At 66.3% G+C, this 11,081-nt stretch carries 11 protein-coding genes and 1 tRNA gene; 3 read left to right on the forward strand and 9 right to left on the reverse strand.

Features of this window, described 5'->3' with window-relative positions:
* The first annotated feature begins 5 nt into the window (after positions 1 to 5).
* Complete coding sequence (locus tag ACUXVX_RS07270; protein WP_446311009.1) at positions 6 to 914, forward strand: substrate-binding periplasmic protein; 909 nt, start codon at positions 6 to 8, stop codon at positions 912 to 914.
* Positions 915 to 990: 76 nt separating this feature from the next.
* Here the strand turns inward: ACUXVX_RS07270 and ACUXVX_RS07275 are convergent, their stop codons facing one another.
* From ACUXVX_RS07275 to ACUXVX_RS07290, 4 genes are all read right to left on the reverse strand, one after another.
* On the reverse strand, positions 991 to 1,863 hold the full coding sequence (locus ACUXVX_RS07275; RefSeq protein ID WP_446311010.1) for an FAD:protein FMN transferase: 873 nt from the start codon (positions 1,861 to 1,863) through the stop codon (positions 991 to 993).
* Positions 1,860 to 3,971, reverse strand: coding sequence for a 4Fe-4S binding protein (locus ACUXVX_RS07280; protein ID WP_446311011.1), 2,112 nt, complete (start codon positions 3,969 to 3,971; stop codon positions 1,860 to 1,862). The genes ACUXVX_RS07275 and ACUXVX_RS07280 overlap by 4 nt, the downstream gene beginning before the upstream one ends.
* A gap of 134 nt (positions 3,972 to 4,105) precedes the next feature.
* Positions 4,106 to 4,181, reverse strand: a tRNA-Ala gene (locus tag ACUXVX_RS07285).
* 79 nt (positions 4,182 to 4,260) lie between these two features.
* Positions 4,261 to 4,590, reverse strand: a complete 330-nt coding sequence (locus ACUXVX_RS07290; protein ID WP_222470212.1) for a TIGR02300 family protein — start codon at positions 4,588 to 4,590, stop codon at positions 4,261 to 4,263.
* Between the two features lie 131 nt (positions 4,591 to 4,721).
* On the opposite strand from ACUXVX_RS07290, the gene ACUXVX_RS07295 reads away from it, so the two are divergent.
* Both ACUXVX_RS07295 and ACUXVX_RS07300 read left to right on the forward strand, forming a co-directional pair.
* A complete protein-coding gene (locus ACUXVX_RS07295; protein ID WP_446311012.1) occupies positions 4,722 to 5,414 on the forward strand; it encodes a M48 family metallopeptidase in 693 nt (230 codons plus the stop codon).
* Between the two features lie 46 nt (positions 5,415 to 5,460).
* On the forward strand, positions 5,461 to 6,150 hold the full coding sequence (locus tag ACUXVX_RS07300) for a GntR family transcriptional regulator (protein WP_222470210.1): 690 nt from the start codon (positions 5,461 to 5,463) through the stop codon (positions 6,148 to 6,150).
* A 6-nt stretch (positions 6,151 to 6,156) separates the two neighbouring features.
* On the opposite strand, the gene ACUXVX_RS07305 is transcribed toward ACUXVX_RS07300, so the two are convergent.
* From ACUXVX_RS07305 to odhB, 5 genes are all read right to left on the reverse strand, one after another.
* Positions 6,157 to 6,993: a tellurite resistance TerB family protein gene (locus ACUXVX_RS07305; RefSeq protein ID WP_446311013.1), complete on the reverse strand. Its 837-nt coding sequence runs from the start codon at positions 6,991 to 6,993 to the stop codon at positions 6,157 to 6,159.
* A gap of 161 nt (positions 6,994 to 7,154) precedes the next feature.
* Positions 7,155 to 8,549, reverse strand: coding sequence for a dihydrolipoyl dehydrogenase (lpdA, locus tag ACUXVX_RS07310; RefSeq protein WP_446311014.1), 1,395 nt, complete (start codon positions 8,547 to 8,549; stop codon positions 7,155 to 7,157).
* 118 nt (positions 8,550 to 8,667) lie between these two features.
* A complete protein-coding gene (locus ACUXVX_RS07315) occupies positions 8,668 to 9,027 on the reverse strand; it encodes a DUF4440 domain-containing protein (RefSeq protein ID WP_222470207.1) in 360 nt (119 codons plus the stop codon).
* Positions 9,024 to 9,461, reverse strand: coding sequence for a hypothetical protein (locus ACUXVX_RS07320; RefSeq protein ID WP_446311015.1), 438 nt, complete (start codon positions 9,459 to 9,461; stop codon positions 9,024 to 9,026). The genes ACUXVX_RS07315 and ACUXVX_RS07320 overlap by 4 nt, the downstream gene beginning before the upstream one ends.
* A 68-nt stretch (positions 9,462 to 9,529) precedes the next feature.
* Positions 9,530 to 11,080 carry a 2-oxoglutarate dehydrogenase complex dihydrolipoyllysine-residue succinyltransferase gene (gene odhB, locus ACUXVX_RS07325; protein WP_446311016.1) on the reverse strand — a complete coding sequence of 517 codons (1,551 nt, stop codon included), beginning with the start codon at positions 11,078 to 11,080 and terminating at the stop codon, positions 9,530 to 9,532.
* Position 11,081 lies beyond the last annotated feature (1 nt).

Here is an 11,081-nt window from a genome sequence, read left to right on the forward strand (position 1 = left end):
CCGTGATGCGACGGCCCGTCGCCCTCATCGCACTCCTAGCCGGGTTGGCGCTTGGCCTTGCCGCCACGCCAGCCCGCGCTCAGGACCCCTGCGCCGATTACGTTCCGCAGCCCAAGCCTCAGAATGCGGGCCGCGACATCGTGGGGCAGGATCTCGACACCATCATCGACCGCGGCTTCATGACCTTTGCGGTCTATGAGGACTATCCGCCCTACAGCTGGAAAGAGGCGGGCAAGCCGCGCGGGGTCGACATTGAGATCGCCCAGCTCATCGCCGCCGAGATCGGCGTGGAAGCACGGTTCAACTTTGTCGCCGCGGGTGAGAACCTTGAGGCCGATCTTCGCAACAACATCTGGAAGGGCGCGATCATCGGCGGGCGGATCGCCAACGTAATGATGCGGGTGCCCTATGACAGCGGGTTCAAGTGCCGTGTCGAGCAGGTGGTGTTCACCGGCCAATACGCGGGCGAGAGCGTGGCGATTGCCTATTCCGAGGAGTTCTACCCCGATAGCGCGCCTGTGCCGGCCTACTTCCGCTTCGATCTGGTGGGGGTGGAGAACGATTCGATCTCAGATTTCTACCTCACCAGCTTTGGCGGCGGGCAGATGGCGCCGAACGTGCGCCGCTACCCAACAACCGGCGCGGCCATGGCGGCGATGGCGGCGGGCGAGGTGCCTGCCGTGATGGGGCCACTGGCGGAATTAGAATATGCCCGCGCCGAGGGCGTGGCGATTCACCAGCCGCCGCTGGCAGGTTTTGCGGTGAGCCGCTGGACGCTCGGGGTCGGTGTGCATTTTGCCTACCGCCCGCTCTCCTACACCGTGGATGACGCAATCTTTGCCGGGCTGGAAGACGGCCGGATTGCCGCGATCTACGCCCAATACGGGCTGACCCATTCCCCGCCTGAACGCTAGGCGCTGAGTTCCCCAACCGGCCTCTCCCTGCCGGACGACTGCCCCCGCCTCTCCTCCCCGGCGGGGGCTTTTTTTGTCATAGCGTCGTGAGGTTGCCTTCGGCGTCCACAAGGGTCACGCGGCGCAGGCCGGGCAGGCGGCGGATCATGCTGCGAATGTCATCGGCAGGGGCGAGGCAGAAGGCAGTCGAGGCCCCGTCGGCCAGCGCGGCAGAGTTTGCCTCGACCGAGACCGTGGACCAGATCGGCTGGCCACCTTTGGGGTGCAGGATATGGCCCGCAGCCCCAAGCTGCATCGCGCCGGGGCTGGAGGTGGCAATGGCGCCGTCGGTCAGGGTGCGGGTGCCGAGATGGCCATGGGCCGGGTCCGAAAGCCCGATCGTCCAGCTTCCGCCGTGGCCTGCATATTCGCCGATGTTCACCAGCACCTCGCCAAAGCCGCGTTTGCGCAGGGCCTTTGCCACGAGATCCGTGGCATAGCCTTGGGCGATGCCGTTGAAGGTGAGCGCTTGGCCGGGTGCGAGGTGCACCCGCGCGCCATTGCGCTGCACGCGGGTCCAGCCGATAGCGGCCCGGTCTGTTTCCCGCCCCTCGAAAAGTGACCACCAGAGAGGTTGGACGGTAGGGTCGAAAAGGCCGTGGGTCGCCGTGTGGAGCTGATCTGTCAGCTCCATCAGCGCCGTGAAGCGCGGCAATACGCTCAGGCGGCCCTCTCGGTTGAGCTGGGAGAGTTCGGAGGCGGGATCATGGAGGCTGAAGCTGGCCTCGACCGCCCCGAGCACCTGCTCGATCTCGGCAAAGGCGGCGCGCGCGGCGCCAGCCTGCCCATGCAGCACGATCTCCGCCTCGGCGCCCAAGGCGCGCCCGCGCCAACGCTGCGGCGCGGCCTGCGCGGCCAGGGGCAGGGCGACAAAGCAGGCGGTGATAGAGAGGAACCTGCGCCGCTTCATTCTGCCGGTACCTCGCTGATGGGGCGTGCCCGGCGCCCGCCGCGGGATTTCAGCACAAGCGGCACGCATTGGGTCGGGTCGTCATGGATGGTCACGCAGTCGAGGCACTGGAAGCACTCGGAATACTGCACCACGCCCGACTTCTCGATGGCCCCGTATTTGCAGCGTACCTTGCAGAGCTGGCAGGGGCTGCCGCATTCGACCCGTCGCGGAATCCAATCCTGCACCCGCAGAGCGCCCGCCAGCGCAAAGAAGGCACCGAGCGGGCAGAGGTAACGGCAGAAGCCCTTGAAGAGCACCATCGAGAGTAGAAGCAGGAAAACGGCATAGGCCACGTAGGGCCAAGCGCGGATGAAGTAGGTGGTGATCGCGGTCTTGAACGGCTCGACCTCGGCGGCGGTGTCAATCGCCTGCGGGGCGAAGAAGACCAGCGCCACCAGCCCGGCGAGCACCCCGTATTTGAGGTTCTTCAACGCGCGGTCGAGGCGGGCGGAGGGCTCGATCTGCGGCAGGCGCAGTAGCTTGCCGAGGTGGTGGGCAAACTCCTGAAGCGCTCCGAAAGGGCAGAGCCAACCGCAAAACAATCCTCGGCCCCATGCGAAGAGGCCCAGCAGCGCCACCGCCCAGACCAGCAGAGAGAAGGGGTCGTAGAGGAGAAAGGCAAGGCTGCCGCCCTCCCACCCGGCGCGGATTACGCCCAGAACGGTCACGATGGAGAGCTGCCCTTGGCCCCACCAGCCAATGAAGCCAGTGACGAAGGCAAGGATGGCCAGCCGCAATGGCGTGAACCAGCGCAGCCCGGCCATGCGGTTCATCCCGAAGGCCAGCGCCGCGATGAGCGCGGTGAGAAAGCCCGCCAGCACCACGAGGTCGCCCGCTCGGGCGTTCAGGGCTTCGCGCCATGGCGGCAGGGGCTGCGGCACCTCGGGTTTGATGAAGAAGCGTGCGTCGGTGACATGGGGCACGTCGAGGGTGACAGAGCCAACTTCGGGCCGGAACACGCCATGCTCGCGCGTGGCTTTCACTTGCAGCTCCCACTCGCGGCTCGGGTCAAACCCTAGCCGTCGGTCGGTGCGCAGGATCATCATCGCGCCATCGTGCAGCGCATCGGGCAGGTCGGGGTTGAGGCCGACGAACAGGTCGCTGTCGCGCAGGGCCACCGGCAGCCCGCCTTGGCTGGCGGAGAGCCAGTCGGGCGAGGTATTGCGCACGAAGTCTTCAGAGACCAGTCCGTGGCGCGCGGTCTCGATCAGCAGGATCGGCTCGTCGTTGCCGGAAATTTCGGTGAAGCGGGCGAGATCGGCCAGCGCGCTCTCATCCAGCACCGCGCGGGCAATGGCGGGTGGGCCGATGTCGACCACCCAGAGGTCGAGATAGGGCGCATCGGGTGCGGTCTGCGCCTCGGGATCGTCATTGGCCCAGAGCGTGCCTTCGAAGGCGGCATCAATCTCGCGGTTGAGCACCGTGCGCCGGGTGGCAAGACCCTGTGCGACCAGATCCTCCCATGTGAGCGCCTCGTCATGCGCTGGGTCGGGGTAGGCGGGCGGGCCCGCAGAGATGCCCTGCATCATCTCGCGGGCCACTTGGTTGACGGCGGCGAGGATGCTCTCATGGGCGATCCGCACGCTGGCGGTGGCCTTGGTCACCCCGTCGAGATAGACCAGCGCGCTTCCCTCATCCGCCGCGCCATAAGGCGTGCCGACGACGAGGAAGTCGGAGATGGCATGGCCGCGATATTGCTCGAAGAACTTGCGAAAGGGCGCTTCGCCAAGTCCGGAAACGAAGATTGGCTCATTGTGCGAGAGCAGGCGCACGTCGAGGTAGCGGCCATCGAGATCGAGGGTGACAAGCACGTTGATGACCGCGCCGGAGAAGCCGGGGAGGGGAGCCATCGGCCCGGTCTCGAACACATAGCCAGCCTGCGCGCCGCCGGAGTTCAGCAGGCTCCAAACGCCCTTTTCGTTCAGCGGCTCGCCGAGCGACATGGGCGGCACGATCAGTGGCGCAATCTCCTCGCGGCCAAGCGGCTCGGCCTGGGCGGAGACAAGCGAGACCAGCAGCGCAAACGCCGCCGCCACGAACACGCGAAAGCCGGAAAGTCCTCCCATGCCGAAAATCTAGGCGGCAGGCCGGGCAACAGGATATGCGACCTTGGTCTGACGGAGCCTGGGGCGCGGCCTTAACGCCAGAGCCCGCGCAAAGGCAACGGCCTGCGCGGCGAATTGATCGAAACGGGGGGAAATGGTGGAGCCTAGGGGAGTCGAACCCCTGACCTCTTGCATGCCATGCAAGCGCTCTCCCAACTGAGCTAAGGCCCCGGTGAGGCGGACGTTTAGGGAATCGCGGCGGGGGGTTCAAGCGAAATTTTCGCTGCCCGCCGCCTTTTCCTGTCCGGCCTCAGTTGTCTTCGTCGTCAGAGGCAACGTCGGCGATGTCGTCGAGCGAAACATCGTCGTCATCGTCGTCTTCCAGCACGTCGTCGCCGAGATCGACATCGCTGTCATCATCATCGTCGTCGAGCACATCGATATCCGCGTCTTCTTCTTCGGCCTCGACCGACTTGGGATCGGGCTTGTCGCCTTTCAGCGCCGAACGGGCCTTGTTGCCGGTGTCCAGCTCAACGATCTCGCCGGTATAGGGGCTTACGATCGGGTCTTTGCCGAGGTCGTAAAACCGCTTGCCGGTGGTCGGGCAGACGCGCTTGACGCCCCATTCTTCCTTAGGCATCGAAATCCTCACATGCTTTAGGGTTCGAGCGGGGCCAATGCCATGCCCGGACAGGGCTGTAAAGGGGGTATCGGCCTTTCTTGCAGGGGCGCGGCGGGATAGGCTGGGGCGAGGATAACGAGGGCAGGGCAATGGGGGTCATCACACTACCGGGAGAGCCTGAGGTCGAGGTCACGCTGCGCCGCTCGGCGAGGGCGCGGCGGCTGTCGCTCCGGGTGTCGGGGGTGGATGGCCGGGTTACGCTGACCATGCCCCGTTTCGCGCCCGAGCGGGAGGCCCGCAGCTTTGCCGCCGAGAAGGCCGGCTGGATCCGCGACCGGCTGGCGGAGCAGGCGCCATACACCTTGGCGGAGGTCGGCGCGATTGTTCCGGTGGAGGGCGTCGCGCGGCGGATCGAGAGGGCGCAGGTGCGGCGGATTACCCTTGCAGATCAGGCGCTTCAGCTGCCTCAGGGCGCGACGCGCGTGCCCGCCCGGCTGGGCGCCTTCCTGCGAGAGATGGCCCGCGAGCGGCTCTCCGAGGCCTCTGCCCGCCATGCCGCCACCCTCGGGCGGCCCTTTGGTAAGATCACCCTGCGTGACACCCGCTCGCGCTGGGGGTCGTGCAGCCACGAGGGCAACCTGATGTACTCATGGCGGCTCATCCTCGCGCCGCCGGAGGTGCTGGATTACGTGGCCGCCCACGAGGTCGCCCACCTCGCGCATATGGATCACTCCGCCCGTTTCTGGGCCGCCTGCGGGCGCCTTTGCCCCGGGTACGAGGCGCCGCGCCGGTGGTTGCGGCGGGAGGGGGCGGCGCTTCATCGCTACGGGTTCAAGGGGTGATCACTTCGCCGTTGACGGGCGGCAGATTCGTGATCACGCTTGGCTCATGCTGATCCAACCGCCCCCTGCCGATGCCGCCCCGCCCAGCCGCGAGGCTCCCACGCCCTCCGGTGCGGCCACCGCCGCCCATGACCGCGTGTATCGCGCCCTGCGCACCCGCATCATGCACGGCGAGCTCTTGCCCGGCCATGCGCTGACACTGCGCGGCGTGGGCAAGGAATACGGCGTGTCGATGACACCTGCGCGTGAGGCCGTGCGGCGGCTGGCGGCAGAAGGGGCGCTAACACTGTCGGCCTCTGGCCGGGTCTCGACCCCGGTGCTCTCAAACGAGCGGATCGAGGAACTCGCGGCCATTCGCGCGCTCTTGGAGCCGGAACTGGCCAGCCGCGCGCTGCCGCGGGCGCATATCGCGCTGATCGAGCGGTTGGAGGCGGTGAATGCGACGATCGCCGAGGTCACCGCGCGGGGCGATGCGGCGGGCTACATCCGGGCGAATCTAGAGTTTCACCGCACGCTCTACTTGCGCGCGCAGGCCCCGGCGATGCTGGCGCTGGCGGAGACCGTGTGGCTGCAACTGGGCCCGACCATGCGGCTGCTCTACGACCGGCTGCGGCGAAACGAAGTGCCACGGCACCACAGGCTGATCGTCGCCGCGCTGAAAGCGGGCGACGAGCCTGGGTTGCGGCTTGCGGTGCGGTCGGATGTGACCGGCGGCCTGCGGATGCTGGCGAGCTGAGGCGCCTCAGAGGCTCCGCAGCATCCCCTGCATCTCGAGCGCCGAGATCCCCAGCGTAGCAGCGAGCCGGGCCAGAAAGCCCTTTTCTGACTGTGTGATGGTGCCGTCCGACACGGTGACCATCAGCGCGCCGCGCATCAAGGTCTCTTTCTGGTGGGCGTTCAGCCCGGCCCCGAAGGCGCGGAACTCTTCGTCCGATACCTTGGTGCCTGCCATCCCGATCAGCCGCTCGATCTGGTCAGCTGGGTAGGCGGCCCCGGTGAGTTTTTGGCTGGCGAAGGCGATGAGCTTCACCTCTTCAGGGTCCACCACGCCATCGGCTTTGGCGGCGTGGCACATCACGTCGAGTACGCGCTGGGCAAAGCCGGTTGCGCCGGTCATCGCATTGCGGCGACGGCGGCGGCGCATTCCAGCGAAAAGCTTAATGAGGCCGAACAGCGCAAAGGTTGCCCCGATCCCGGCGGTGCCGGCAAAGCCTGTGACCAGCTGCGGGATCTGCATCTTGGGCTCGACGGGCAGGCTCGGCGGTACGTCACCGGCGCGCAGCATCGCTTGCATGCGCTCGGGTGAAATCGGGATGTACTGCTGCCCGGTGCAATTGTCGTAAGAGAGCGCGTAGCTTTCCATCGACCGCCAGAGGCCGATCCCGAAGAAATGGGATTTGGTGGACAGGTGACAGAGCGCCATCTGGCCGCCTGCGCCGTTGCCGGTGCGGGTGAGGGCGACAAAATGGAGTTGCTCGCTCTCCATGATGGCGCCGCCACCCCGGCGGGCCTCGGCCTCGTGACTCATGGCTGTCAGCGCCAACAGGGCGGCAGCCGCGATGGTTCCGAACTTGCGCATCGGCATGTCCTCTCGCTTTTTACTCAACAATCGGGGCTCTCCGGCCCGTTCCTTGCGAAAAGCGTTAACAGTCGAATACGGCGAGGCTTGGGCATAAGTCGCGCACGAAAAAGGCCGCGGACACCCTGCCCACGGCCCTCAACTTACGCCTTACTTCTTAATCAGGCGTGAATGGCCCCGTCGCCACAGGCCAGCGCGCTCTCGCGCACGGCTTCGGAGAAGGTCGGGTGGGCGTGGCAGGTGCGGGCGACATCCTCGGCAGAGGCGCCGAACTCCATCGCCACGCAGATCTCGTGGATCAGCTCACCCGCCGCCGGGCCGATGATGTGGCAGCCGAGGATCCGGTCGGTCTCCTTGTCGGCCAGCATCTTCACGAAGCCCTCGGCCTGATGGACCGACTTGGCCCGTGCGTTGCCCATGAAGGGGAACTTGCCGACCTTGTAGGCCTTGCCCTTCTCCTTCAGGGTTTCCTCGGTTTCTCCGACACTTGCGACCTCGGGGGCGGTGTAGATCACGCCCGGAATGAGGCCGTAGTTGATGTGCGGCTTCTGGCCGGCGAGCATCTCGGCCAGCGCAGTGCCCTCGTCTTCGGCCTTGTGGGCGAGCATCGGGCCGGGGATGGCATCGCCGATGGCGTAAACGCCCTTCACCGCGGTCTGGAAGTGCTCGTCGACCTCGACCTGTCCGCGCTTGGTGAGCTTCACGCCAAGGCTCTCCAGCCCGAGGCCTTCAACATAGGGTTTGCGGCCTGTGGCGACCAAAACGGTGTCGGCCTTCAGCTCGTGGGCAGAGTCATCCTTGCGGAGCTTGTAATGGACCGTTGCCTTGCCGCCCTTGGCTTCCACCTTGTTCACGGCGGCGCCCATGACGAACTCAAGGCCCTGTTTCTTCAGGATTTTCTGGAAGTTCTTGGCAACCTCGGCATCGGCGCCGGGGATGATCGCATCGAGGAACTCGACCACGGTGACCTTGGTCCCAAGACGGGCATAGACAGAGCCAAGCTCCAGCCCGATCACGCCGCCACCGACGACGACCATCTCGCCGGGCACCTTGCCGAGCTCCAGCGCGCCGGTGGAGGTGACGACGACCTTCTCGTCGATCTCGACTTCGGCACCCGGAATGCTCGCCGGTTCGGAGCCGGTGGCGATGATGATGTGCTTGGCCTCGTGGGTCTCGTCACCCACCTTCACCTTGCCCGCCTCGGGGATCGAGCCCCAGCCCTTCAGCCAGTCTATCTTGTTCTTCTTGAACAGAAATTCGATGCCGCCGGTGTTCTGGTCAACGGTCTTTTGCTTGTAGGCCTTCATCTGCGGCCAATCGACGGAGGGGCTTTTGCCCTTGAGGCCCATCTCGGCGAAATTGTGCTCTGCCTCGTGCAGCAGGTGCGAGGCGTGGAGCAGCGCCTTGGAGGGGATGCAGCCGACGTTGAGGCAGGTGCCGCCCAGCGTCTCGCGGCCCTCGACCACGGCGGTTTTCAGGCCGAGTTGGGCGCAGCGGATGGCGCAGACGTAGCCGCCGGGGCCAGCGCCGATGATGATCACGTCATAAGAGGACATGGGCTCTCCTTTACCAAGATTCGGGGCATGCAGAACTGATGCACAATCCATGCACATCCCATGCACATGTCATCTGACATATGCGGTTTTCGGGTGAATTCGTTAACGCGCCGCCCGCTCATGACAGGCCGCCCTCGGGCAGCGGTGTGCCCTGATGGAAGCGGGCCTGCCAGCCTTCGGGCGTTTCGGCCCAGAGGGTGGAGCGGCTGGCCCATTGGACCTCGTCCGGGTAGCGGGTTTCGGAGGTGTAGGTCACGAGGGTGACGCCGGGCGCGATGGCCTGGCTCTCCAGCCCGTGCAAGCGGTGCTCGGAGGGGCGACCCTCGGAGGTATCGGTCAGCAGCTCTTCGCGGGTGTACTTCCGGCCGGAGCGTGACAGTTCGAAGAACTCGGGCGCCAGCAGCCGCTCGATGGCGGCGCGGTCATAGGCGGAGGCAGCGGCCCAGATGGCGTTTTCGAGCGCGGCGAAATCGGTCATTCCGGCACCCCGCTGAAGGCGCCCTTGCGGTAGAGGTGCCACGCGAACCATGCCAGCGCGAGGGCGAGCACCAGCTCCAGCGCGGCGACGGTCCAGACCAGCGGGGTGATGAGCCATTGCGGCTCGATGCCATCGGCCACGCTCGGGGTCCGGCGGATGAGCAGGAAGGAAAAGCCGCAGAGCGCCCAGATCAGCAGCACCGAAACCGGCCTGCGGGCGGGCAGGGTGCGGGAGAGGGCGAGCAGCAGCAGGGCGGGGATGAAGGCGATGACCGCGAAGATCAGCAGCCACGGCTGAAACCCGGCCCCGCCGAAGGTGCCGAGCGCCAGCACACCGAAGATCGAGAGTGCCCCCAGCGTGAACCCGGCAGACCGCAGCCCGCTCGCCGTTTCGGGCGAGAAGGCGATGGTTTCGGCGCGGGTGAGCAGGGTCATGCGAGTGCTCCGGGTGGCAGGTTGTCACCCACCCTACGCCTAGGCGCAGGGTGGGTGAAACCTACCAATCAAAGGTCCATCAACAGCCGGCGCGGGTCTTCGAGCGCTTCCTTGACCCGCACGAGGAAGGTCACGGCGCCTTTGCCGTCGACGATGCGGTGGTCGTAGCTGAGGGCCAGATACATCATCGGGCGGATCTTGATCTCGCCGCCGACGACCATCGGGCGGTCCTGAATTTTGTGCATGCCGAGGATGCCGGACTGCGGGGGGTTCAGGATGGGCGAGGACATCAGCGAGCCGTAAACGCCGCCGTTGGAGATGGTGAAGGTGCCGCCCTGCATCTCGGCCATAGAGAGCTTGCCGTCACGGGCGCGGGCGCCCTTTTCGGCGATGGCCTTCTCGATATCGGCAAAGCTCATGGCGTCGGCGTCACGGATCACCGGCACAACAAGGCCCTGCGGCGTGCCTGCGGCGATGCCCATGTGGACGAAGTTCTTGTAGACGATGTCGGTGCCGTCGATCTCGGCGTTGACCTCGGGCACCTCTTTCAGGGCGTGCACGCAGGCCTTGGTGAAGAAGGACATGAAGCCGAGCTTCACGCCGTGCTTCTTGAGGAAGAGATCCTTGTACTCGTTCCGCAGCGCCATCACCTCGGTCATGTCCACCTCGTTGTAGGTGGTCAGGATCGCGGCGGTGTTTTGCGCGTCTTTCAAGCGGCGGGCGATGGTCTGGCGCAGGCGCGTCATCTTCACCCGTTCCTCGCGAGCCTCGTCCTCGGCGGCCACGGGGCCGCGCGGCGGCGCGGAGGGGGCAGAGGTGGAGGACGAGGAGGCCGAGACACCGGCCTGAACGGCCTTCATCACGTCTTCCTTCATGATCCGGCCATCCTTGCCGGTGCCCTTCACGTCGGACTCCGAGAGGCCCTTCTCGGCCATCATCTTGTTGGCGGACGGCGCGTTTTCGATGTCGGCGCCCTTGGCCGCGGTGGCGGCTGCGGGGGCCTTGGGTGCGGCGGTTGCCTCGCCACCCTCGGCGGGCTTGGAGACGGAGGCACCAGAGGAGCCGCCCATCACCGCGAGCTTGCCGCCCGCTTCGACGGTGGCGCCCTCTTCGGCGAGGATCTCTGTGATGGTGCCGGCGGCGGGGGCGGGCACCTCGACGGAGACCTTGTCGGTCTCCAGTTCACAGAGCATCTCGTCGGCCTCGACGGTGTCGCCGACCTTCTTGAACCATGTGGCCACGGTGGCCTCGGTCACGCTTTCACCCAGGGTGGGGACCATCACGTCGACGCTTTCGCCGCCGCCCGTGCTTTCGGCGGGGGCTTCATCGGCTTTCGGCTCTTCGGCCTTGCTCTCTTCTTTCGCCGGGGCCGCAGCCTCGCCGCCTTCGGAGATGGTGGCCAGCAGGGCGTCGACGCCCACGGTCTCGCCCTCGGCGGCGACGATCTCGCCCATCACGCCAGCGGCGGGGGAGGGGACCTCGACGGTGACCTTGTCGGTCTCGAGCTCGCAGAGCATTTCATCGGCGGCGACCGCATCGCCCGGCTTTTTGAACCAGGTTGCGACGGTGGCCTCGGTGACGCTTTCGCCCAGGGTGGGCACGCGGACTTCGGTGCTCATT

The organism is Vannielia sp. SX4 (assembly GCF_052828525.1).